The sequence below is a fragment of the Plantactinospora sp. A48 genome, assembly GCF_055793945.1.
Map to the genome: position 1 here is coordinate 149337 of NZ_JBTIXF010000004.1, position 24715 is coordinate 174051.

At 73.9% G+C, this 24715-nt stretch carries 15 protein-coding genes and 2 pseudogenes; 13 read left to right on the plus strand and 4 right to left on the minus strand.

The genetic code is table 11. From position 1 onward, the window contains the following. Positions 1-31: 31 nt before the first annotated feature. The 4 genes and pseudogenes from ACXN5W_RS04260 to ACXN5W_RS04275 all read left to right on the plus strand — a co-directional run bounded on the left by ACXN5W_RS04260 (position 32) and on the right by ACXN5W_RS04275 (position 2931). A complete protein-coding gene (locus ACXN5W_RS04260; RefSeq protein ID WP_473156791.1) occupies positions 32-487 on the plus strand; it encodes a MerR family transcriptional regulator in 456 nt (151 codons plus the stop codon). Beyond that, the gene (locus ACXN5W_RS04265; protein WP_473156792.1) at positions 484-1488 is read left to right on the plus strand and encodes an aldo/keto reductase; all 1005 of its coding nucleotides are present in this window, start codon (positions 484-486) and stop codon (positions 1486-1488) included. The genes ACXN5W_RS04260 and ACXN5W_RS04265 overlap by 4 nt, the downstream gene beginning before the upstream one ends. Before the next feature lie 208 nt (positions 1489-1696). Then, positions 1697-2104: pseudogene (gene hisI / locus ACXN5W_RS04270) on the plus strand (phosphoribosyl-AMP cyclohydrolase); the annotation flags it as partial. 251 nt (positions 2105-2355) lie between these two features. Then, positions 2356-2931: a Trp biosynthesis-associated membrane protein gene (locus tag ACXN5W_RS04275; RefSeq protein ID WP_473156793.1), complete on the plus strand. Its 576-nt coding sequence runs from the start codon at positions 2356-2358 to the stop codon at positions 2929-2931. Positions 2932-3128: 197 nt separating this feature from the next. Here ACXN5W_RS04275 and ACXN5W_RS04280 read toward each other — a convergent pair whose 3' ends face one another. Continuing rightward, positions 3129-3431, minus strand: coding sequence for a hypothetical protein (locus tag ACXN5W_RS04280; RefSeq protein ID WP_473156794.1), 303 nt, complete (start codon positions 3429-3431; stop codon positions 3129-3131). Positions 3432-3966: 535 nt separating this feature from the next. On the opposite strand from ACXN5W_RS04280, the gene trpC reads away from it, so the two are divergent. The 6 genes from trpC (at position 3967) to ACXN5W_RS04310 (ending at position 13308) form a co-directional block, all read left to right on the plus strand. Continuing rightward, entirely contained in the window at positions 3967-4770 is an 804-nt protein-coding gene (gene trpC, locus ACXN5W_RS04285) for an indole-3-glycerol phosphate synthase TrpC (RefSeq protein WP_473156795.1), read from the plus strand. A 33-nt stretch (positions 4771-4803) separates the two neighbouring features. Further along, on the plus strand, positions 4804-6036 hold the full coding sequence (gene trpB, locus ACXN5W_RS04290; protein ID WP_473156796.1) for a tryptophan synthase subunit beta: 1233 nt from the start codon (positions 4804-4806) through the stop codon (positions 6034-6036). Positions 6037-6041: 5 nt separating this feature from the next. Further along, positions 6042-6842, plus strand: coding sequence for a tryptophan synthase subunit alpha (trpA, locus tag ACXN5W_RS04295; protein ID WP_473156797.1), 801 nt, complete (start codon positions 6042-6044; stop codon positions 6840-6842). Between the two features lie 123 nt (positions 6843-6965). Continuing rightward, the gene (lgt, locus tag ACXN5W_RS04300) at positions 6966-8387 is read left to right on the plus strand and encodes a prolipoprotein diacylglyceryl transferase (protein WP_473156798.1); all 1422 of its coding nucleotides are present in this window, start codon (positions 6966-6968) and stop codon (positions 8385-8387) included. Positions 8388-8401: 14 nt separating this feature from the next. Then, a complete protein-coding gene (locus ACXN5W_RS04305; protein ID WP_473156799.1) occupies positions 8402-9592 on the plus strand; it encodes an FAD-dependent oxidoreductase in 1191 nt (396 codons plus the stop codon). A gap of 350 nt (positions 9593-9942) precedes the next feature. Next, a complete protein-coding gene (locus ACXN5W_RS04310; protein WP_473156800.1) occupies positions 9943-13308 on the plus strand; it encodes an AfsR/SARP family transcriptional regulator in 3366 nt (1121 codons plus the stop codon). 28 nt (positions 13309-13336) lie between these two features. On the opposite strand, the gene ACXN5W_RS04315 is transcribed toward ACXN5W_RS04310, so the two are convergent. Continuing rightward, positions 13337-14185 (minus strand): GNAT family N-acetyltransferase, encoded by an 849-nt coding sequence (locus tag ACXN5W_RS04315; protein ID WP_473156801.1) that lies wholly within the window; start codon positions 14183-14185, stop codon positions 13337-13339. Positions 14186-14332: 147 nt separating this feature from the next. Between ACXN5W_RS04315 and gltB the strand changes: the two genes are divergently transcribed. The 3 genes from gltB to ACXN5W_RS04330 all read left to right on the plus strand — a co-directional run bounded on the left by gltB (position 14333) and on the right by ACXN5W_RS04330 (position 22767). Continuing rightward, a complete protein-coding gene (gene gltB, locus ACXN5W_RS04320) occupies positions 14333-19048 on the plus strand; it encodes a glutamate synthase large subunit (RefSeq protein ID WP_473156802.1) in 4716 nt (1571 codons plus the stop codon). After that, positions 19041-20705: a glutamate synthase subunit beta gene (locus tag ACXN5W_RS04325; RefSeq protein ID WP_473156803.1), complete on the plus strand. Its 1665-nt coding sequence runs from the start codon at positions 19041-19043 to the stop codon at positions 20703-20705. The genes gltB and ACXN5W_RS04325 overlap by 8 nt, the downstream gene beginning before the upstream one ends. 328 nt (positions 20706-21033) lie before the next feature. Further along, on the plus strand, positions 21034-22767 hold the full coding sequence (locus ACXN5W_RS04330; protein WP_473156804.1) for an APC family permease: 1734 nt from the start codon (positions 21034-21036) through the stop codon (positions 22765-22767). 329 nt (positions 22768-23096) lie between these two features. Here the strand turns inward: ACXN5W_RS04330 and ACXN5W_RS04335 are convergent, their stop codons facing one another. Together ACXN5W_RS04335 and ACXN5W_RS04340 are read right to left on the minus strand one after the other, a co-directional pair. After that, positions 23097-24281, minus strand: a complete 1185-nt coding sequence (locus tag ACXN5W_RS04335; RefSeq protein ID WP_473156805.1) for a helix-hairpin-helix domain-containing protein — start codon at positions 24279-24281, stop codon at positions 23097-23099. A 328-nt stretch (positions 24282-24609) separates the two neighbouring features. Next, positions 24610-24715, minus strand: a pseudogene (locus ACXN5W_RS04340) (C39 family peptidase); the annotation flags it as partial.

Sequence of the window (24715 nt, forward strand, 5' to 3'; positions counted from 1 at the left end):
GCGCTCGAACTGGAACGCTCGATCTGTGGACGTGAGCCTTCAAGAACCCGTCGCGACGATCCGTCCCGGCGAGGCACCGGTCGCGCCGGCCGGCCGCCCCGCTGAACCGGCCGGAGATGAGATCACCCTGACCGTCGGTGAGGCCGCCGCCCGGGTCGGCCTCACCACCTACACGCTGCGCTGGTACGAGCAGGAGGGGCTGGTCGCGCCGATCGGCCGGGACTCCGCCGGCCGCCGTCGGTACACCGCGGTGGACCTGGACCGGTTGTTCCTGCTCACCCGGCTGCGCCGGACCGGAATGCCGGTCCGGGACATGCGCAGGTACGCGGAGCTGGCCCGCCAGGGGGAACACACCCTGGGCGCCCGCCGGCGACTGTTCGAGGCGCACCGCAACCGGGTCCTGGCCCAGATGTCCGCGCTGGAGGACGACCTGAGGGTCCTCGACCACAAGATCGATGTCTACCGACGCCGAGAGGAGGCACGATGATCACCCGCCAGATCGGCCCCACCGGCCCGGCGGTATCGGCCATCGGGCTGGGTTGCATGGGCATGAGCCACGCGTACGGCGAGCGGGACGACGCCGAGTCGACCCGCACGCTGCACCGCGCACTCGACCTCGGGGTCAACCACCTGGACACCGCCGACATCTACGGAAACGGTGACAACGAGCGGCTGCTCGGTCCCGTTGTCCGGGCCCGCCGGGACGAGGTGTTCCTGGCCACCAAATTCGGCAGCCGGGTCCGCGAGGGCGGCTCGACGTTGGACTACGGCCAGCGGTACGTCGACACCAGCGCGGACTGGACCCGGCGGGCCTGCGACGCCTCGCTGCGACGGCTGGGCATCGACACGATCGACCTCTACTACGTACACCGGCGCAACCCGGACACCCCGATCGAGGAGACCGTCGCCGCCCTGGCGGAACTCGTGGCCGCCGGCAAGGTCCGGTTCCTCGGGTTGTCCGAAGTGAGCCCCGCCACCCTGCGGGCGGCGCACGCCGTACACCCGATCAGCGCGGTCCAGATGGAGTATTCGCTGTTCAGTCGGGACGTCGAGGACGGGATGCTGGCGACCTGCCGGGAGTTTGGGGTGTCCGTCGTGGCGTACTCGCCGATGGGCCGGGGCCTGCTGACCGGCACGATCGACTCGCGGGACCAGCTCGGCGCCAGCGACTGGCGACTCTCCGCCGTGCCCCGGTTCTCGGCCGAGCACCTGGACACCAACCTCAAGCTGGTCGCCGAGGTGCGGACCGTCGCCGAGGAGATCGGCTGCACCCCGGCGCAGGCGGCGCTGGCCTGGCTGCTGTCCAGGGGCGACGACGTGCTCCCGATCCCGGGCACCAAGCGGGTCCGCTACCTGACCGAGAACGTCGCCGCCGCCGACCTGCGGCTCGAACCCGGGCAACTCGACCGGCTCGCCGCCGCGGTGCCCCGGGACGCGGTGGCCGGCGACCGGTACACCGCGCCGATGATGCGGCTGCTGAACGGCTGAACGGCTGAACGGCGGACCGGGCCGACCGGACCGGCCCGGGCGGTTCGGACCGGCCCGGGCGGTTCGGCGCCCGGTGAACGGCGGCGGAGCCACCGGGTGCCCGGCTGGCGCCGAAGTGTGCAGAGTTGTTGTCGTCCCAGCGACAACAACTCTGCACATCTTTCGGTGCGGGGCGGCGGTGCGCGCCCCGCCGGGCCGGTGCGGGAGGATTGGGCGCGTGTCCGAACCGAACTCGAACTCCATCCCGACCCGACTGCCCGGTGCGCCGGGCGGTCCGTCGGCGCTCGATCCCGTCATCGCCGCCCGGCTGCGTCGCGGTCCGGACGGCCTGTTCGCGGCCGTCGTCCGGCAGCACGGCAGCGGCGAGGTGCTGATGGTCGCCTGGATGGACGACGAGGCGCTGCATCGCACCCTGACCACCGGGCGGGCCACGTACTGGTCACGCAGCCGGAGCGAGTACTGGGTCAAGGGCGCTACCTCCGGACACCACCAGTACGTCCGGTCGGTCGCCCTCGACTGCGACGGCGATGCGGTGCTGGTGAGTGTCGACCAGGTCGGCGCCGCCTGTCACACCGGACAACGGACCTGTTTCCACACCGAACTCCCGGTCAGCGGCAGCCTGGACATGACCGACACGGTGGATCCGGCCGGCACGCTGGATCCGGTCAGCACGGGCACGGTGGACCCGATCGGCACGGTGGACCCGATCGGCACGGTGGACCCGATCGGCACGGTGGACCCGATCGGCACGGTGGACCCGATCGGCACGGTGGACCCGACGGGCACCGTGGACCCGACGGGCACGGTTGACCCGGCGGGTGCGGCGGCGACCGGCGCGGCGGGCGTGGAAGACCGGCCGGGGCGACCGTGAGCGGCGGGGCGGTCGTACCGGACGGGTCGACCCTTGCGGCGGCGGCGGCCGGCCGGCGCGGCCTGGCCGGCGCGGTCCTGCTCGACGCGGCGGGCGCGGGACTGGCCCTGTACGCGGCCACCCGGACCTGGTCCGTCGACGTGCTGGCCCGGCCGCCGCTGCCACCGGCTCGGACGGTACACACCGGCGGTGACCTGCTGCCCTGGCTGCCCGCGCTGGCCGTGGTCGCGCTGGCCGGCGCGGGCGCGCTGCTGGCCACCCGGGGCCGGCCGCGCCGGCTGCTGGGCCTGCTCCTGGTCCCGGTCGGGCTCGCGGTGGCCGGCGGAGGCGGGTACGGGCTCGCCGGGCCGGGCGACAGCAGACCCGGCTGGCCGGCGGTCTGCCTGTTCGGCGGCCTGCTCGTGGCCGTGGCCGCCGGGGTCGCGGTGCGGTACGGGCACCGCTGGCCGGCGATGGGGGCGCGTTACGAGCGGACCGCGTCGCGATCCGGCCCGACCGGCCCGGGCCCGGCTCGGAGCACCCGGGACACCTGGGACGCGCTGGACCGTGGCGAGGATCCGACCATCAACTGAGCAGTACCTACCCGTTGAGCCCGGCCTGTCCGTTGAGCCCGGCCTGTCCGTTGAGCGAGGCCTGCCCGTTGAGCGAGGCCGGTCCGTTGGAGCACGATCATCCGCTGAGCACGCCAGCTGTCGAGCGCGGCCATCCCGGTGTGGCCGGCCGGGTGTGGCCGGCCGCTGGGTGCCGGGCGGCGGTGCGGGTGGGTCGGTCAGCCGGTGCGGTTCGCTCGGGACCGGCTGAGGGCGGCCACCGCGCGGCGGACCTCGTCACGCTGGCGGGCGCGTTCCCGGTCGGCCTGGACGGCCGCCCGCGCGTTGGCCTGGGCCACCCGGGTCCGCTGGTCGCCGCCGACCGCCCGCTCGACGGTGTGCGCCACGCCGATGGCCAGGGCCAGGACGGCCCGGGGGACCGTGGCCAGGGCGTCCGTGCTCAGGGTGTCCGTGCTCAGGGTGTCCGTGCTCACGGTGTCCGGGTTCAGGGTGTCCGGTCGCTCGTGCTCGACGATGGTCATGATCGGCTCCCACGCGAAATCCGTATCGGCTTCGAGTCTGCCGTACCCGATCGTGCCCGGCCGGTGTTTCCGGCCGATGTCCGCCGCTTGACGCGGCCGGTACCCGGCGGAAATGCCAGGCCACGGCCGGTGGACCGGACCCGGTGGGTGGGTCGGACCGGACCCGGTGGGGTGGCGTGCCGGACCGAGCCGGGCACGTGGGCGCCCGGAACGGCCGGCGGTCCGGACCGGGCCGGGGCAGGGCCCGGCGGGCGTCGGCGGATGGCGACCGGACGGACCGCTGCGCGGCGCCGTCCGCCGTGTTGTCATTATGTGGTGATCGTCGATGCGCCAGGGTGGCGGTCGGTGATGCGTCTCTCACCAAAAGTGGCCCATTATGCCCGAGCCGTCGAGGTGAGCGACGCCATACCCCCTGCGTCGCTCGGCTGGTGGCGCCCCCTAGCATCGGTCCATGACACCCGGAGAGGGGATTCCGTTGGTGACTGCTGAACACGCATCCGAAGGCGATGATCCAAGGCCCGCAGCGACCGGCAGCGTGCTCGACGAGATCCTTGCCGGCGTCCGCGAGGACGTCGAGCAGCGCGAACGGCAGGTTCCGCTGACGCGGATCCGCGAACTGGCCGCCGCGGCGCCACCACCGCTGGACGCGTACGCCGTGTTGCGCCGCCCGGGTGTCGGTGTCATCGCGGAGGTCAAGCGGTCGTCGCCGTCGCGCGGTCCGCTCGCCGACATCGCCGATCCCGCCCAGCTGGCCGCCGAGTACGCGGCCGGCGGCGCCCGGTGCATCAGTGTGCTGACCGAGGGACGCTGGTTCGGCGGCTCGTTGGCCGACCTCGCGGCGGTACGCGCCGAGGTGGGGGTGCCGGTGCTCCGCAAGGACTTCGTGGTCTCCAGCTACCAGGTCCACGAGGCGCGGGCGCACGGTGCCGACCTGGTGCTGCTCATCGTCGCGGCGCTGCCGCAGAACGCCCTGGTGGGGCTGCTGGAGCGGATCGAGTCGCTGGGCATGACGGCGTTGGTCGAGGTGCACACCGAGGAGGAGGCCGACCGGGCGCTGGAGGCGGGCGCACAGGTGATCGGGGTCAACGCCCGTGACCTGCGCACCCTGGAGGTCGACCGGTCCGTCTTCGAGCGGATCGCGCCGGGACTGCCGAGCAGCGTCGTCAAGATCGCCGAGTCCGGTGTGCGCGGACCGCACGACCTGATCCGGTACGCCTCGGCCGGCGCCGACGCGGTCCTCGTCGGTGAGGGCCTGGTCACCAAGAAGAGCCCACGCGAGGCGGTGGCCGAGCTGGTCAACGCCGGCAACCACCCCGCGACGCCGCGCCCGGTGCGCTGAGGCTCGACCACCGTCAGCACCGAGAGGAACGCCATGACCGCCACCCCGTCGGCACCGGCCGGCAAGCTTCCCGACGCCGCCGGGCACTACGGCCGGTTCGGCGGCCGGTTCGTGCCCGAGGCGCTGGTCGCGGCGCTCGACGAGCTGGACGCCGCGTACCGCACGGCGATGGCCGACGAGTCCTTCCGCGCCGAGTTCGACGACCTGCTGCGCAATTACGCCGACGCCCCGTCGCTGCTCTACTCCGCCCGGCGACTGTCGGCGAAGCTCGGTGCCCGGGTTCTGCTCAAGCGCGAGGACCTGAACCACACCGGCGCGCACAAGGTGCGCAACGTGCTCGGCCAGGCCCTGCTCACCAGGCGGATGGGCAAGCGTCGGGTGATCGCCGAGACCGGTGCCGGTCAGCACGGTGTGGCGACCGCCACCGCCGCCGCGCTGTTCGACCTGGACTGCGTGGTCTACATGGGCGAGGTGGACACCGAGCGGCAGGCGCTGAACGTGGCCCGGATGCGGATGCTCGGCGCCACGGTGGTCCCGGTGGCCACCGGCTCGCGCACCCTCAAGGACGCGATGAACGAGGCGATGCGGGACTGGGTCGCCAACGTCGACGACACCCACTACCTGATCGGCACCGCCGCCGGCCCGCACCCGTTCCCGGAGATGGTCCGGGACTTCGTCCGGGGCATCGGCGACGAGGCGCGGCGGCAGTGCCTCGAACAGCTCGGCGGGCTGCCGGACGCGGTGGCGGCCTGCGTCGGGGGCGGTTCCAACGCGCTGGGCATCTTCCACGCCTTCGTCGACGACCGGGACGTGCGGCTGTACGGCTTCGAGGCCGGCGGTGAGGGAGTGGAGACGGGGCGGCACGCCGCGAGCATCACCGGGGGCTCCTCGGGCGTGCTGCACGGCACCCGTACGTACGTCCTGCAGGACGCCGACGGCCAGACGCTCGACTCGCACTCGATCTCCGCCGGGCTGGACTACCCGGGTGTCGGGCCGGAGCACGCCTGGCTGCACGACAGCGGCCGGGCGAGCTACCAGCCGGTGACCGACACCGAGGCGATGGAAGCCTTCGAACTGCTCTGCCGGACCGAGGGGATCATCCCGGCGATCGAGAGCGCACACGCGCTCGCGGGCGCCGCGCGGATCGCCCCCGGCCTCGCCGCCGAACTCGGCCGGGAACCGGTCATCGTGGTCAATCTGTCCGGTCGGGGCGACAAGGACGTCCACACCGCCGGCGAGTACTTCGGCATCCTCGACAAGGAGTGAGTCGGATGAGCCGGATCGGGGTCGCCTTCGACAAGGCCCGCGCCGACGACCGTGCGGTGCTGGTCGGGTGCATGCCCGCGGGTTTCCCGACGGTCGAGGGCAGCATCGCGGCGATGACCGCGATGGTCTCGGCCGGCGTTGACGTGATCGAGGTGGAGATCCCGTACTCGGATCCGGTGATGGACGGGCCGGTGATCCAGCGGGCCAGCGACATCGCACTGGCCGGCGGCGTACGGGTCGCGGACACGCTGCGGATCATCGAGGCGGTCGCCGCCACGGGTGCGCCGGTGGTCACCATGACCTACTGGAACCCGATCGAGCAGTACGGCGTCGACGCCTTCGCCCGGGACCTCGCGGCGGCCGGCGGCACCGGCCTGATCACCCCCGACCTGATCCCCGAGGAGGCCGCCGAGTGGCTGGCCGCCTCCGATGCGTACGGGCTGGACCGCACGTTCCTGGTCTCGCCGTCCTCGACCGACGCGCGCCTGGCGATGACCGCGGAACACTGTCGGGGCTTCGTCTACGCGACGGCGATCATGGGGGTGACCGGGGCCCGTGCCCAGACCTCGACGGCCGCGCCGATCCTGGTCTCCCGGCTGCGGCAGGTCAGCGACCTGCCGGTCGGGGTGGGCCTCGGGGTCGGCACCGGTGCCCAGGCGGCCACCGTGGCCGGCTACGCGGACGGGGTGATCGTCGGCAGCGCGCTGATCCGGTGCCTGCTGGAGGCGCCGGACCAGGACGCCGGTCTGGCCGCGTTGCGCAGCCTCAGCGCCGAACTGGCCGAGGGCGTCCGTACCCGCGGCTGACCCGGCAGCGCACGGCGGCGGGCGTCCGCCTCGACCGTGGCGGTGGGGCGGGTTCCGCTGGCCGGTCGTGTCGGCCCGCCCGGGGTCCCGGGCCGACCCGGTGCGGCGGTAGCGTGTGTATCCGTGACAATCGCCTCGCTCTCCCCACAGGCGGCGCTGCCCAGCCCCACCACCGCGGTGTGGCAGCTAGGGCCCCTGCCGATCCGGGCGTACGCGCTCTGCATCGTGCTCGGCATCGTGGTCGCCTGCGTGGTGACCGAGATGCGGTTGCGACGTCGCGGGGTCGCCCCCGGCGCGGTGCTGGACATCGCCCTGTACGCGGTCCCGGCGGGCATCATCGGGGCCCGGATCTATCACGTGATCACGTCGCCGCAGCCGTACTTCGGCGCCGGCGGCCACCCGCTCGACGCCTTCAAGATCTGGCACGGTGGCCTGGGCATCTGGGGCAGCGTGCTCGGCGGCGCGCTGGGCGCCTGGTACGCCTGTCGGCAACTCGGCCTGTCGCTGACCGTGGTGGCCGACGCGGCCGCTCCCGCCATGCCGCTCGCCCAGGCCGTCGGCCGGTTGGGCAACTGGTTCAACAACGAGTTGTACGGCGGACCGACGACGCTGCCCTGGGGCCTGCGGGTCTACCAGATGGACCCGGACAATCCGGGCCACGCGCTGCGGACCGACGGCGAACCGGTGCCGGTGGAGGGTGGCCTGCGTCACCCGACCTTCGCCTACGAGGCGCTGTGGAACGTCGGGGTGGCCGCGCTGGTGCTGTGGGCCGACCGCCGCTGGAAGCTGGGCCGGGGCCGGGCGTTCGCCCTGTACGTCATGGGGTACACCGCCGGCCGGTTCTGGATCGAGTTGATGCGTACCGACGACGCGAACCGGATCCTCGGGGTGCGACTCAACGTCTTCACCGCCGTGCTGGTCTTCGCCGGGGCGCTCGTCTACTTCCTGCGGGTCCACGGTCCCCGCGAGTACGTCGTGCCGGTCTCCGCGTCGACCGCGTCGGCCGACACGGTCGCGGTCGGATCCGTCCCCGGCGAGTCCGCGGCTCGGGCCGGTGGGTCCGGGACCGCGACCACCGGCGGCGAGCCGACCGGCGGCCCGCCGCCCACCGGCCCGGAGTCCGCCGCCCGGGAAGCTGGTGACGTCTCCCAGGTCGACCTGTCGCGCCGGACCACCGCCGCGCAGCCGCTCGGATACCGCGTGGTCACCGAGGAGGAGTTCCAGGTCTACCAGGAGTCCGGCGTGGCCCCCGGGCCCGCCGTCGATCCCGACGCGCCGGACGACCGGCCGGGCGGAACCGACGCGCGCACCGCCGGCACCCCCGGAGCCACCGGCACCAGCACCGACGCGATCAACACCGCCGGGGCCGTTGGAACCGCCGACACCGACACCGACGCCAGCACCGAGAGCACCACCAGCACCGACGCCACGGGTACCGCCGACGACGACAGCGCCGACGGGGCCGACGGGCCGGGGACGGCGACTGCCCCGTCCGCCGACCCCTCGGCCAAGGCCGCACCGGGACCAGCCGAGCAGGACCGTTGAGCGGAGGAACCCCGATGCGTACGGCGGTGGTGGTGGGCGCCGGCGTGGCCGGCCTGGCCGCCGCGGGCGCGCTGGCCCGGGGCGGTTGGCAGGTGACGCTGCTGGAGGCCGACGACCGGGTCCGGGCCGACCGGACGGCCCTGGTGCTCTGGCCGAACGGCATCCGCGCGCTGCGCGCCCTCGGCCTCGGTGGCGGTCTCGACGCCATCGCCACCCCGCTGCGTGACGGTGGGGTGCGCCGCCCGGACGGGCACCGGCTGGTGCAGCCCCGGGCGTTGACCGGGGACCGCGCGCCGGTCGTGGTCCACCGGGAGGACCTGCACGACGCGCTCATCGCCGGCCTGGGTGACCGCGTCGAGATCCGGACCGGAATCCGGGTGGTGCGGACCGAGCCCGGAGACCGACCCGCCGTTTCGGACGGTCGCTACACGTTCGCGGCGGATCTGGTGGTGGCGGCCGACGGCATCGACAGCGCGATCCGGCGCCGGCTCGCTCCGGAGTCCACAGTGGTCAGCTCGGGCTGCGCGGCATGGCGGGCGGTGATTCCCTGGTACCGGGCGCCGCAGCTGCCGGAGGAGGCGCTCGGCGGTGAGGTGCTCGGCGCCGGCTACCGGTTTGTCGCCGTGTCGCTGGGCGACCGGGGCGGCTCGGGCGGGTCGACCCGCGGCGGGATCTACTGGATCGTGACGGCGGCGGGCGCCGCGCGACCGGAGCCGCCGGCCACCCAGCTCGCCCTGCTGCGCCGGTGGCTGACCGGCTGGCCGGCACCGGTGGCCGAGCTGCTGACCGCCACGGAACCCGAGGACGTCATCCAGCAGGACGTCCGGGAACTGCGGCCGTTGCCCCGCAGCTACGGGTTCGCCCGGGGCGACGGTGGCGTGGTGCTGCTGGGGGATGCCGCGCACGCCATGCCGCACCACCTGGGACAGGGCGCCTGCCTGGCGTTCGAGGACGCGGCGACGCTGAGCGCGTTGACGACGGAGGCGAAGCCCGGCGAGCAGTTGCGGGCCGCCGTCGAGTCGTACAGCCGGTTGCGGTTGCCCCGGGCGACCACGATGGTGCGGCAGACCCGGCGGATGTCGGCGGTGCTGCGGGCCCGGGGCCGGCTCGCGCTGCGAGCCCGGGACGCCGCCCTGGGCGCCATCACCCCCCGGCTGCTGGGCAGCGCCGCGAACAGCGCGGCCCAGTGGCGGCCACCGGCCTGACCGGAGCGCTCCGCCCGGATGGCGGTCCGCGGTCCAGCCCGAGCGACCCGGCTCGGCCCGGCGACCCGGCTCGGCCCGGCGACCCGGCGGCCCGGCTCGGGCGCGATGGTCGGCCTCCGCCCGGGTGCGGGCGGCCCGGGGTGGCCTTCGGTCGGGTTCGGCCGGTCTCGCCGAGGCGGGTGCCGAGGGTCTGCCGTTGGCTCGTCGCCGAGATCGAAATCGGTGTTTTCCCTGCTCAGGGGACTGACCGTTGGTCCACCGGGCCCGTACGGCGGCTCGGGCGAACCGAACGGATGTCGGTCGGGCCGCCCGGTGGGGTCAGAATTACCGGGAGTGAGGGGAGGACTCCCGTGCGGCGCGCGCCATCCCGACCGGTGGACCCGGACCGGGCTCTGCGGATTCCCGGCGAGATCCGGCTGCTCGGCCCGGTCGAGCTGACCGGTGCCGCGGGTCCGGTCGCGCTGTCGCCGCCGGTGTGCCGGTTGCTGGGTCTGCTGGCGTTGCGCGCCAACCAGCCGGTGGCGCAGGCCGAACTGGTGGCACCGGCACCGGTCCCGGAGTCGTACCCGGCGGCGGCCCTGGACGGTCCCGTCGCCGAACTCACCGCGGCGATGCGCCGGGCCGGTCTGCCGGCGACCGTGCTGGCCCGGCGGGACGGGTACCTGTTGCGGATATCGAGCCGGTTGATCGACGCTCGCCGTTGCGACAGGCTGCTGGCCCGGGCCCGGGCCCGGATGGCGCGCGGCGACCGGGCCGGGGCGGCGCAGCTGTTCGACAGCGCCCTGGCGCTGTGGCGGACCGGTCCCGACGCGCCCGAGCTGCCGCTCGGCGGGGTGGATCTGGTCTTCCCACCCTGGGCGGCGGCCGAGGCAACCCGGCTCGTCCAGTCCCGGGTGGCCGCCGTGGAGGACCGCTGGGAGTGCGAGCTGCGGCTCGCCGCCGCGGCGTACGAGGCGGCCGGCGGCCCGGTGGTCGACCGCGCCGTGCTGGCGGCAGGTGCCGCGGCCACCACGCTGGCCGACCAGGCCCGGGTCGCCCTCGACGCGGCCCTGCGCCGGCATCCGCTGCGGGCCCGGCTGTGGGAGCTGCTGCTGGTGGCCGCGTTCCTGGGCCAGGGCCGCCGGGGCGCCGCCGAGGTGGCGGAGGTGGCCGAGCAGACCTTCCGGGAGCAGCTGGGCATCGGGGTGGGTGACCGGCTGCACCGGCTGGCCAGCGCCGCGCAGCGGGGCGACCTCGTCGAGGTGTGGGTGGATCTCCCGAGCCCGGAGCGGGAGCGGGAGCGGCGCCGGGTCGCCGCGTCGCCCGAGCCGGCCACCGACGGTGCGAGCCGGCTCGCCGCCCGGCTGGTGCCGGCCCGGCTGCCGGTGCCGATGACCACGCTGCTGGGCCGTGAGCCGCTGCTGGCCGAGGTCGAGCGGCTGTTGACGACCCGCCGGCTGGTCACGCTCACCGGGCCGGGCGGGTCCGGGAAGACCCGGCTGGGCATCGCCGTGGCCCGGCGGATGGCCGGTGAGGACGCCTGGTTCGTCGACCTCACCACCGTCGAGGATCCGGCCCGGGTGCCCGAGGCGGTCGCCGTGGCGCTCGGCGTGCGACCGGGAGTCGGATCCGACGACCCGACCGAGGCGCTGGTGGCGGCGATCGAGGACGCCGAGACGCTGCTGGTGCTGGACAACTGCGAGCAGCTCGTCCCCGGTTGCGCGGCCCTGATCCGTCGTCTGCTGCCGGGCTGCCCCGGGCTGCGCGTACTGGCCACCAGTCGGGTCGCCCTGCGGGTCGCGGGTGAACGCCTGGTGCCGGTACCCCCGCTGGCCGCGCCGACCCCCGGACCCGGACACACCCTGGCCGACCTCGTGGTCCACCCGGCCACCCGGCTGTTCCTGGAACGTGCCCGGGCCCGGTCCGGTCACCCGGTCGCACCGGAGAGCGCCGACGACGTGGTGCGGCTCTGCGCCGAACTGGACGGTCTGCCGCTGGCCATCGAGTTGGCCGCGGCCTGGACCCCGATGTTGAGCGTCGCCGAGATCGCCAGCCGGACCGCCACCGACCCGGCCATGCTGCGCAGTCCCGACCCGACCGCGCCGAGCCGGCACCGCACGGTCGCCGCCGCCGTCGAGACCAGCGTGAGCCAGTTGGACGCCGAGGCCCGTACCCTGTTCGAGTGGCTGGCGGTGTTCAGCGGCGGCTTCGACGCCACGACCGCGACGGCCATCCGGGGGCCGGCCGGGAGCGCCGCGCTGGCCGCGCTGGCCGAGGCGTCGCTGGTGACCGCGATCGACGAGGTCGAACCGTCCCCGACCGGCGCCGTCCGGACCGCCTCGGCGGGAGCGGCCGGCGGCTTCCCGGACGACCACCCGCCCCGGCCCGTCCGCTACCGGATGCTGGTGCCGATCCGTCGGCACGCGATGCACCGGCTTTCCGGCAGCGGCGTCGAGACGGATGCCCGGCGGGCCCACGCCCGGTACCTGCTGGCCCTGGCCGAGCGGGCCGACGACCGGCTGCGGGGGCCGGCGCAGGAGTGCTGGCTGCACCGGCTGCGCGCCGAGGAGCCCGACCTGCGCCGGGCCATGCGCTGGCTGGCCGCCGAGGATCCCGGCGTGGACCACGGTGAGTTGCGGCTGGCCGCCGCGGTGGCGATGTACTGCCGGCTGGAGGGCCACTACCGGGACGGGCTGGACTGGCTGACGGCGGCGCTGGACCGGAACCGGGACGCCCCGCCGGCGCTGCGGGTCCGGGCCGCGGTGGGGGCCGCGATGCTGGCTCTGCTGCGCCGCGACTACCCGATGGCGGTCCGGTACGCCGAGCTGGCCCGCGCCACCTGCCGCTCGGCGGACGATCGCCGGTCCGAGGCCCGGGTGGAACTGATCCTCGGATCGGTGGCGCGGGAACAGGCCCGGTACGCCAACTCGGCGGCGCACCTGGCCGCCGCGACCGCGCTGCTGGCCGACTGTGGCGACGAGTGGGGCGAGGCGCAGGCGGTGCAGCAGCGGGGTGTCACGGCCTGGCTGTCCGGCGACCTCGACCGGGCCGAGTCCCGGCTACGGGCCAGCCTGCGCCGCTTCGAGCGGATCGGCGACACCGAGGCGGAGGCCGCCGGGCTGATGAATCTCGGGGCCGTCGCGTTCTACCGCGGCGACCCGGACCGGGCCGCGTCACTGCTGGACGCGGCTCTCCAGCGGTACGCGGCGATCGGCTTCGCCGAGGGGATCGGCTGGACGCACAACCTGCGCGGGCTGGTGGAGCTGGCCACCCGGCGGATCACCCGGGCCCGGGCACACCTGCTGGTGAGCATGGCCGCGCACCGCTCGGTGGGGGACCGGTGGCGCATCGCCAGCGTGCTGGAGGCGCTCGCCGAGGTCGTCCGGCTGGAACGGGACCGCCCCCGCGCCGCGCGGCTGCTCGGGGCGGCGGCCCGGATCCGGGACGAGATCGGGGCTCCGGTACCGGCCTGCGAGCGACCGGCGGCCGCCGCGACCGGGGCCGCCCTGCTGGCCGAACTCGGCGCCAGCCCCTTCGCCGCCGCCGTGCAGGAGGGCCGGCGCGCGTCGCTGGACGCGCTGCTCACCGGGGGTACGCCCCGACCCTCCCGGCAGGCCGGCCCGGTCGGCACCGGCGGCCCCGCGAGCGTCGGTGGCCGGGCGGGCACCGACGGCCGGGCGGGCACCGGTGGCGCTCCGGCCATCGACACCCCGGTCGTCACCCCCCGGTCCGCCTGAGCCCCGGCCCTGCGGCGGGGTGGGTGGGTCAGCCGGGAACGGCGGCGGGTTCGGCGATGCAGGCGGTGCCGATCCGGCGGAAGCCCGCCCGCAGGTACACCCGGGCGATGTCCTCGCTGCCGGCGGAGAGGAAGACCAGGTCGGTGCCGCTGTCCAGTAGTTGGCGGGCCAGCTCCGCCGTCAGTGCGGCACCGACGCCGCGCCGGCGGGCCCGGGGCAGGGTGGCGATACCGGCGATCTCGGCCACATCGCCCACCCGCATCGCCATGCCGCTGCCGACCGCGCCGTTGCCGGGCGCCTCGGCGAGCGCGGAGACCCGGCGGCCGGCCAGCGTCCGGGTCCGCTCCTCGGTGAGGTCGGCCTCGGTGAGTTCGAGCACGGCGGCGTCCCGTTCGAGCGGCCCGGCGTCCCCGCGCCCGGTCCCGGCGGCGGCGAACCCGACCGCCGCCACCGCGCGCCGGACGGCGACGTCGGCCGGGTAGCCGGCGGATCCGGGGTCCAGGATCCGCACCGGTACGTCGGACAGCTCCGTGGCCGGCGGCAGGGCGGCCGGGTCCAGCACCATCAGCGGCGCCTCCAGCACGGCCAGCCCGGCGGAGCGGGCCACCGCGAGCAGGTCCGGAGTGCGCTCGTGCACCCACTCGAACGCCTCCGGCAGCCCGAGGTCCCGCTGCCGGGCCCGGACCGCCGTCACGTCGGCCGCGGACGGCGGCTCGGTGGCGTCCAGGCGGGGACGGGCGTAGTAGGGCCAACCACCGGCGGAGTCCCGGACAAAGAGCACAAGCGGGCCGAAATCCTCGGTCCGGGCGGCGTCCCGCGGTACGGCGTCGTAGAAACGTTCCAACCGGTCGAAAAGCGCATCCCGCTCGTCAGGCACCGCGTGAGAGTACACGTCCCAGAGTTCGGACGCGCGTGATCAATACGACCTGGTGGAGTCCGGGGCGCCCTAACGTAGACTCGGTAATCCAGTAAGGGCCGACGTCGTCCCGATCGTGATGGAACGTGAGTGACGACAGGAGACCCGGTGGATTTCCCGTACCCTCTCCCGCCGCAGCCCGCTCCGCCGGCCACCGGCCTGTACGACCCGGCGTACGAGCATGACGCCTGTGGGGTGGCCTTCGTGGCCGACCTGTACGGGCGGCGCTCGCACGCCGTGGTCGCCCAGGGCCTGTCCGCGCTGCGTCGCCTGGACCACCGCGGCGCCCGGGGCGCCGAGCCGAACACCGGCGACGGCGCCGGGATCATGATCCAGATCCCGGACGACTTCCTGCGGGCCGCCGTCGACTTCCCCCTGCCACCGGCCGGCCAGTACGCCACCGGCCTGGCTTTCCTGCCGGCCGACCCGGCCGCGGCGGAACTGTCCCGCCGGGTGGTGGAGAAGTACGCCCTGGTCGAAGGCGCGGAGATCCTGGGCTGGCGGGACGTGCCGGTGGACCCGGACGGCCTGGGCGAGACGGCGCTGGCGGCCCGGCCGGTGATCCGGCAGCTCTTCCTGGCCGCCCGGCGGCTCACCGACGCCCCGACCGGCCAGGCCGGCGAGCCGCTGTCCGGCATCGACCTGGACCGGGTGGCGTTCTGCGTACGTAAGCAGGCCGAGCGGGAGAGCGCCGAGCGGGGCGCCGCGGCGTACTTCCCGTCGCTGTCGGCGCGGACCATGGTCTACAAGGGAATGCTCACCCCGGACCAGCTGCCCGCGTTCTTCCCGGACCTGCGCGACGAGCGGATGACCAGCGCCATCGCGCTGGTCCACTCCAGGTTCTCCACGAACACCTTCCCGTCCTGGCCGCTGGCCCACCCGTACCGGTTCGTCGCGCACAACGGCGAGATCAACACCATCCGGGGCAACCGCAACTGGATGCAGGCCCGGGAGGCCCTGCTCGCGAGCCCGCTGATCCCCGGCTCGATGCGCCGGCTGTTCCCGGTCTGCACGCCGGCCGCCTCGGACTCGGCCAACTTCGACGAGGTGCTGGAACTGCTGCACCTGGCCGGCCGGAGCCTGCCGCACGCCGTGCTCATGATGATCCCGGAGGCGTGGGAGAACGACCCGGACATGCCCGCCCACCGGCGGGCCTTCTACCGCTTCCACGCCAACCTCATGGAGCCGTGGGACGGGCCGGCGGCGGTCGCGTTCACCGACGGCACCGTGGTGGGCGCGGTGCTGGACCGTAACGGGTTGCGCCCCGGCCGCTGGTGGCGCACCGCCGACGGGCTGGTGGTGCTGGGCAGCGAGGCCGGTGTGCTGGACCTCGACCCGGCCGGCGTGGTGGCCAAGGGCCGGCTGCGACCGGGCCGGATGTTCCTGGTGGACACCGGTGCCGGCCGGATCGTCACCGACGAGGAGGTCAAGCGCGAACTCGCCGCCGAGTCGCCGTACGACGAGTGGCTGCACGCCGGCCAGATCGAGCTGGCGGACCTGCCCAGGCGCGAGCACATCGTCTACACCCACGACTCGGTGCTGCGGCGCCAGCAGACCTTCGGGTACACCGAGGAGGAGCTGAAGATCCTGCTCGCCCCGATGGCCCGGGTCGGGGCCGAACCGGTCGGTTCGATGGGCACCGACACCCCGATCTCGCCGTTGTCCACCCGGCCGAGGCTGCTCTACGACTACTTCCACCAGCTGTTCGCGCAGGTCACCAACCCGCCCCTGGACGCGATCCGGGAGGAACTGGTGACCAGCCTGCGGGCCACCATCGGCCCCGAGGGCAACCTGCTCGACCCCGGCCCGGCGAGCTGTCGGCAGATCGCCCTGCCGTACCCGATCCTGGACAACGACGACCTCGCCCGGATCCTGTCGATCGACGAGGACGGGGACATGCCGGGCTTCAAGGCGGTCCGGGTCTCCGGGCTGTACCGGCTCCGGGAGGGCGGCGCCGGCATCCGGGCCCGGCTCACCGAGATCTGCCGGCACGTCTCCGAGGCGATCGAGGACGGCGTGCGGATCCTGGTGCTCTCCGACCGGGACTCGACGGCCGACCTGGCCCCGATCCCGTCGCTGCTGCTCACCGCCGCCGTCCACCAGCACCTGGTCCGGGAGCAGACCCGGACCCGGATCGCGCTGATCGTGGAGAGCGGGGACTGCCGCGAGGTACACCACGCCGCCGTGCTGATCGGGTACGGCGCGGCCGCCGTCAACCCGTACCTGGCCTTCGAGACCGTGGAGGAGCTGGCCCACACCGGCGCGCTGGGCGGGATCGACCCGACGACCGCGGTACACAACTATCTGACGGCGCTCGGCAAGGGCGTCCTGAAGATCATGTCGAAGATGGGCATCTCGACGGTCTCCTCGTACTGCGGCGCGCAGGTGTTCGAGGCCGTCGGCCTGGACGAGCGGCTGGTGCAGCGGTACTTCGTCGGCACCTCCAGCACCATCGGCGGCGTCGGCCTGGCCGGCATCCACACCGAGATCGCCGCCCGGCACGCCCGGGCGTACCCGCCGGTCCCGGACGGTGTCGAGGAGGTCGGTGGCGACCCGGCGGCCCGGCGGCTCGTGGCCGGCGGCGAGTACCAGTGGCGTCGCGACGGCGAACTGCACCTGTTCAACCCCGAAACGGTGTTCCTGCTCCAGCACGCCACCCGGGCCGGTCAGTACGACGTCTTCCGGCGCTACACGTCCACGGTGGACGGGCTGGCGGCCCGGGCCGGTTCGCTGCGCGGACTGTTCCGGCTGCGCACCGGGGTCCGCCCGCCGGTACCGATCGACGAGGTCGAGCCGGTCGAGGAGATCGTCAAACGGTTCGCCACCGGCGCCATGTCGTACGGGTCGATCTCGGCGGAGGCGCACGAGACCCTGGCCGTGGCGATGAACCGGATCGGCGGCCGGTCGAACACCGGCGAGGGCGGCGAGGACGTCGACCGGCTGCACGACCCGCGCCGCCGATCCGCCGTCAAGCAGATCGCCAGCGGCCGGTTCGGGGTGACCAGCGAGTACCTGGTCAACGCCGACGACCTGCAGATCAAGATGGCCCAGGGCGCCAAGCCGGGCGAGGGCGGCCAGCTGCCCGGCAACAAGGTCTGGCCGTGGATCGCCCGGACCCGGCACGCCACGCCCGGCGTCGGGCTGATCTCGCCGCCACCGCACCACGACATCTATTCGATCGAGGACCTGGCCCAGCTCGTCCACGACCTCAAGTGCGTCAACCCGGCCGCCCGGGTGCACGTCAAGCTGGTCAGCGAGGTCGGCGTCGGCACGGTCGCGGCCGGTGTGGCGAAACTCAAGGCCGACGTGATCCTGATCTCCGGCCACGACGGCGGCACCGGTGCCTCGCCGATGAACTCGCTCAAGCACGCCGGCACGCCGTGGGAGCTGGGCCTGGCCGAGGCGCAGCAGACGCTGTTGCGCAACGGACTGCGGGACCGGGTCAGCGTGCAGGTGGACGGCCAGCTCAAGACCGGCCGGGACGTGGTGGTCGCCGCGCTGCTCGGCGCCGAGGAGTACGGCTTCGCCACCGCGCCACTGATCGTCTCCGGCTGCGTGATGATGCGGGTCTGCCACCTGGACACCTGCCCGGTCGGCATCGCCACCCAGAACCCGGTGCTGCGGGAACGCTTCACCGGGCGGCCGGAGTTCGTGGAGAACTTCTTCCGTTTCCTCGCCGAGGAGGTCCGGGAGTACCTCGCCGAACTGGGGCTGCGCTCGCTGGACGAGGCGATCGGCGCGACCGAACTGCTCGACCTGCTGCCCGCCATCGACCACTGGAAGGCCGGCGGGCTGGACCTGAGCCGCGTACTGGCGCTGCCGGAACTGCCGGCGGGCGCCGCCCGCCGCCGTACCCGGGAGCAGGACCACGGGCTGGCCGCCGCGCTGGACAACAAGCTCATCGCCGCCGCCGGGCCGGCGCTGTCCGACGGTACTCCGGTGCGGGTCGAGCTGGACGTCCGCAACGAGCACCGCAGCGTGGGCGCGATGCTGGGCGGTGAGGTCACCCGGCGGTACGGCGGGGCCGGCCTGCCCACGGACACCATCGAGATCACCCTCACCGGCACGGCCGGCCAGTCGTTCGGGGCGTTCCTGCCGCCGGGCGTGACGCTGCGGCTGGTGGGGGACGCCAACGACTACGTGGGCAAGGGTCTGTCCGGCGGTCGGCTGGTGGTCCGCCCCGACCCGCGGGCGCCGTTCGTCGGGCCGGACGCCACGGCCGGGGAACGGGCCGAGGACCAGATCATCGCCGGCAACACCATCCTGTACGGCGCCACCGGCGGTGAACTGTTCCTGCGTGGCCGGGTCGGCGAGCGGTTCGCCGTCCGCAACTCCGGTGCGGTCGCCGTGGTGGAAGGCGTCGGTGACCACGGTTGCGAGTACATGACCGGCGGCACGGTGGTGGTGCTCGGCGGCTGTGGCCGCAACTTCGCGGCCGGCATGTCCGGGGGTACGGCGTTCCTGTGGCGGCTGAACCCCGCCCTGGTCAACCCCGAACTGGTCGAGCTGAGCCCGCCGACCGAGGAGCAGCGCAGGCTGCTGCACGACCTGGTGCGCCGGCACGCCGCCGAGACCGGCTCGACGGTCGCCGCCGAGCTGCTCGACCGGTGGCCGGCGGCGGTGCGTGAGTTCACCGCCGTGGTACCCCGGGACTACCGCCGGGTCATGGAGATCATGCGGGCCGCCGAAGCCGCCGGCCACGACGTCGACGACGCGGTGATGAGCGCGCTCGCCGTATCCTCCGGTGGGGCGCCGCCAGCGCCAGCGCCGCCGGTCGATGCCCGCCCCACCCCGCGCCAGGCCCAGGAGGTGGCCCGTGCCTGACCCCAATGGTTTCCTGCGGTACGACCGGCGGCTGCCGGCCCGCCGGCCGGTGCCGGTACGCATCCGCGACTGGCGGGAGGTCTACCCGCCGGCCAGCGACGCGCTGATCCGTGAGCAGGCCACCCGGTGCATGGACTGCGGCATCCCGTTCTGCCACGACGGGTGCCCGCTGGGCAACCGCATCCCGGACTGGAACGACCTGGTCCGGACGGGGCGGTGGGCCGAGGCCATCGAGGCGCTGCACGCCACCAACAACTTCCCCGAGTTCACCGGGCGGCTCTGCCCGGCGCCCTGCGAGGCGGCCTGCGTGCTCGCCATCCCGACCGGCCTCGGCACCGCCGCGGCGGCGCCCTCCGGGGCGGGGGCGGTCACCATCAAGCAGGTCGAGGTGGAGATCATCAACCGGGCGTTCGACCAGGGGCTGGTCGAACCGGTGCCGGTGGCACCGCCGACCGGCAAGCGGGTCGCGGTGGTCGGCTCGGGACCCGCCGGCCTGGCCGCGGCGCAGCAGTTGGCCCGCGCCGGGCACGCGGTGACCGTGTACGAGCGGGACGACGCGGCCGGTGGCCTGCTCCGGTACGGCATCCCCGACTTCAAGCTGGAGAAGCTGCATGTCGACCGGCGACTGGCCCAGCTCGAAGCCGAGGGCGTGCGGTTCCGTACCGGCGTGAACGTCGGCGTCGACATCACCGCCGAACAGCTGCGGGAGACGTCCGACGCGGTGCTGCTGGCCTGCGGGGCGCTGGCCGGGCGGGATGTCCCGGACACCCCGGGTCGCCGGCTGCGCGGCGTACACCAGGCGATGGAACACCTGGTGGCGGCCAACCGGGCCGTCGCGGCGGCCGGTGGCGCGGGTTCGGCTCCGGCGACGGTCCCGGCCGTGCACGACGACCCGGCCGGCCCGACCGGGGTCCAGCAGCACGGCGCCGGTGGGACCGCCCGGGTCCAGCAGGACGACGGCCGGGACGACGGTGCCGAACCGGCGGTCGACCCCGAGGTGCCGCCGGCCGAGATCGACGCCGCCGGCCGGCATGTGGTCATCATCGGTGGCGGTGACACCGCCGCCGACTGCCTGGGCGCGGCGCACCGGCAGGGCGCCGCCGGGGTCTACCAGCTCGACCTGTACCCCGAGCCGCCGGAGGCCCGGGACGCGGCCCGGGATCCGTGGCCGACCTGGCCGTGGATCCTGCGCAGCTACCCGGCGCACGAGGAGGGCGGCGACCGGGTGTTCGCGGTCGCCGTGCAGGAGTTCGTGGACGACGGTACGGGCGCGGTCCGCGCCGTCCGGATCGCCGAGGTCACCGTCGAGAAGCGGGACGGTCAGCGCTTCCTGACCGTGCTGCCGGGTTCGGAACGGGATCTTCCGGCCGATCTGGTGCTGCTGGCGATCGGCTTCGAGGGCACCGAGCGGCAGCCCCTGCTCGACCAGCTGGGCCTGGCCCGCAACTCCCGCGGGGCGCTGGACTCCGACCCCGGCTGGCAGACCGGCACCCCCGGGGTGTTCGTGGCCGGGGACATGCACCGGGGCGCGTCGCTGATCGTCTGGGCCATCGCCGAGGGCCGGGCCGCCGCCGCCGCGATCCACGCCTACCTGGGCGGCCCGGGCGAACTGCCGGCCCCGGTCAACCCCGCCTCCCGCCCCCTCGCCGTGCTCTAGCGCCACGCTGCAAGGAAGGGCCCCTTGTTATCGCTTTTCGGATAGCAAGGGGCCCTTTTTAACGCCCCGGTCCGGTTTGACGCCTCGGCCCGGCTGAACCGTCCGGTCCGGCTGATCCGTCCGGTCCGGCGCTCCGTGCGGGTGAGCCCCGAGCCGGCCCGCGTCGCAGGTAGGCCCGCGTCGCAGGTAGTCGCAGGTAGGAGTGAACGGAAGTCGGGTTGGGTAGCACGGAGACCGCTTGCACAGTGTGACGCGGCGGCACCCGCGCCGCCGGCGACGCCCGTACCCCCTGTGGGCGTCGCGTCCCCACGGCGAGAGGACGGATGCGATGGCCTCGACGGCGATCTCCGAAGGCACCGACGGCGCGGACCGGCCAAAACTCAGACGCGACATCGGCCGGATCGGCCTGCTCTTCACCGCGGTCGGCTCGATCATCGGATCGGGCTGGCTGTTCGGGGCGATGAACGCCGCGCAGATCGCCGGACCGGCGGCGATCTTCTCCTGGCTCATCGCCGGCATCATGATCATGCTGATCGGGCTCACCTACGCCGAGCTGGGCACCATGTTCCCGGTCTCCGGCGGTGTGGTCCGGTTCCCGCACTACGCGTTCGGTGGATTCGCCAGTTACCTGATGGGCTGGATCACCTGGCTGGCCGCGGCGGTCGTGGCGCCCATCGAGGTCGAGGGGACACTCCAGTACGCGACCCGGTACTACCCGTTCACCAACGAGCACGAGGTGGCCGGCAAGACCGTACACACCCTCACCCCCATCGGGTACGTCGCCGCGGTGCTGCTGATGGCGCTGTTCTGCGTGATCAACGTGATCGGGGTGCGGTTCTTCACCCGGCTGAACAACGTGCTGGTGTGGTGGAAGCTCGCCATCATCGTGGTGGTCATCGGCGCGTTCCTGCTCACGGCGTTCCACGGTGCCAACTTCACCAGCCACGGCTTCGCACCGTCCGGTCAGCACGGAGTGTTCACCGCCATCGCGACGGCCGGCATCACGTTCTCGTTCCTGGGCTTCCGGCAGGGCATCGAGCTGGCCGGTGAGTCGAGCAACCCGCGCCGCAACGTACCGTTCGCGGTGGTCGGCTCGGTGCTGCTCACCATGGTCATCTACATCGGCCTGCAGATCGCCTTCCTCGCCGCGGTGCCCGAGGACACCCTGGCCTCGTCCGGCGGCTGGGCCTCGCTGACCTTCAAGGACGCCTTCGGCCCGCTGGCGGCCATCGCCTCGATCCTGGGCCTGACCTGGTTGGCCGTGCTGCTGTACGCCGACGCCATCGTCTCGCCGGGCGACACCGGTCTGATCTACACGGCCATCACGTCCCGACTCGGGTACGCCATGGCGCACAACGGCAACGTGCCGAAGCAGGTGGCCAAGCTCACCCGCAGCGGGGTGCCCTGGGTGGCCACCATCGTCGCGTTCGTGATCGGCCTGGTCATCTTCCTGCCGTTCCCGAGCTGGCAGCAGTTGGTCGGCCTGGTCACCGGCGCCACCGTCCTGTCGTTCGGCTCCGGACCGCTGGTCTTCGCGGCGCTGCGGCGGGAGATGCCGGACCACCCACGGGCGTTCCGGCTGCCCGGCGGCGACGTGATCCCGTTCCTCGCCTTCTTCTCATCCAACATGATCGTGTTCTGGGCGGGTTGGGGGACCAACTGGAAGCTGTTCGTCGGCGTACTGATCGGGCTGGTGCTGCTCGGTGTCTTCCGGCTCACCGGATCTGTGCATCTGCCGCACCTGAACTGGCGGGCCGGCTCGTGGACGATTCCCTGGCTGGGTGGTCTGGCGTTGATCAGCTACCTGAGCGACTACGAGGGCACCGGCCTGATCGGGCTCGGCTGGGGATTCCTGGTGAACCTGGTGTTCAGCGCCGTGATCTACCTGATGGCGCTCAAGGTCCGGCTACCGGGCGACCGGGTGCGGGAGATCATCGACACCACGCCGCACGACGAGGTGAACCACGACGAGGTGAACCACGACGACACCGCCGGGACGACGGACCAGGCCACCGGCGCGGCCAGTTCCCGGACGGCGGAGGGCACCCGCGCGGACGCCTGAAGGGACAGTTGAAAGGAAGGGCCCCTGTTATCGCTTTTTGTATAGCAGGGGGCCCCGGTTAACGGTTGGGCTCGGCCGCGCCGGTGCATCCGGCATCGGCTCCGACCGGCGCGTACTCACCGTCGCGCTCTGACCGTCGCGTACTCAGCGGCGCCGCACTGACCGGCGCGCTTTCGCCGGCTGCGCCGGTCGCCTGGGTGATGAAGCCGGCGGGATGGGCTCGACGCGCCCATCCCGCCACCCCGCTCATCCCAGCGGTTCGGGGTCAGGCCCCGGCCTCGTCGCAGCGGTTCGGGGTCAGGCCCCGGCCTCGTCGCCTCGGTTCGGGGTCAGGCTCCGGCCTCGTCGCCGCCGGGTCCAGGAAGGACCGCCGCCACCTCGGCGCCGCCCGTGGCCAGCACCGCGGCCTGCTGCGGCCAGGTGGGCAGGCTGGCCGGGACCCGCATGCCGGCTCCGCGTACCGCCGCCCGCAGCGACTCCACGTCGGTCCCGGCAAGCTGGCGGTACGTCCGGATGCCGGCCGCCTGCAACGCGGTGGCCATCTTCGGCCCCACCCCCTCGATACGACGCAGGTTGTCCTCGGCGCCTTCATCCTGACCGGCGGACTCGGCGGCCGATTTGGCGGCCAGGGGAGCGGTCTTGGTGGGTATGGCCGCCGGGACCTCCTCGACGGGCGGCGTGACCACCACCGGCTCCGGTGCGGAGGGGGCCGCAGGGGATTCCGGCCCGGTCGAGTCGGCGGCACCTGGTGCGTCACTGCTCAGGCCGGCGCTGGGTGCGTCGGTGGTGGGCCCGGTGGTGCCGGGTACGTCGATGGTCGGGCCGGTGGCGGGTACGTCGGTGGCCGGGTCGGTTTCCGCCGCGGGGCTGGCGACGATCGGGGATTCGACCGCCTCGGCCGGCGGGATGTCCTCGACGGCGACCATCGGCTCGTCGGTCGGTGGGGTCTCCGTCGCGGTCCGGTCATCGTCCGCTTCGGACAGCACCGGGTCGTTCGATCCGGTGAGCGGCGTGTCGATGTCGTCCACCGGTACCGGCACGGTCCGCTCCGGTGCGTCCGTCGCAGCCACCACATCGGTCGGCGCGGTGCCTGCCGGTGCGGTGTCCCCCGGCGCGGTCTCGGCCGGGCCGGACTCGGCGGGTGCGGGGTTCACCGGCGCGGTCTCGGCCAGCGCGGTGTCCACCGGGTCGGTCTCGGCGGGTGCGGTGTCCACCGGCGCGGTGTCCGTCGCCCCGGTCCGGCCGTCGATGACGGTGACGGCGTCGGGCGCGGTGGGACTCGGCACATCCGCCTGGGGGGTCGAACCGGCGCCGACCGCGAGCCCCGTTTCGCTGGAGTCGGGCATCGGTGCCGCATCGTCAACCGGTCGACCGGCCGCGATCTCGGTCCCGGACGGTTCGCCGGATGAGTCACCGGAGGTCCCGCGCAGCCTACCGGTGAGCAACCAGCCACCTGTCAGACCGATGAGCAGCACCAGCACGATGATCAGGGTGTGCCCGAGGGTCCAGGACACGGCTACTACCTCCTTGGGGATCGCGCCAGCAGGCGCGGGAAAGAGTCGAGGCAGCTTCGCATACCACGGCCGGTAGCGACAGGGCACCCTCGGAACAGAGCGGCGGTCCGTTGAACGCCGGCGAGGTGACCCGCCGGGAGCCGGCGTAGTCGTCGTGGATGTCATCCAGGACGAGCAGGGCCAGGTGCGGGGAGAGGCATGCCGAAAGGGCCGGCCCCTCGGTGGGGCCGGCCCTTGCTTGCGGCCGTGCTGTTGCTTCCTGGTGCCTGGTGCCTGGTGCCTGGTGCCTGGTGCCTGGTGCTTGGTGCCTGGTGCTTGGTGCTTGGTGTTAGTGGCTGTAGCCGCGGGTGGCCATCCAGTTGGCGAGGTTGATGGTGCTGATCCAGTAGCTGGCGGTGTTGGGGTTGGCGGAGTCGGCGATTTTGACTTGGCGG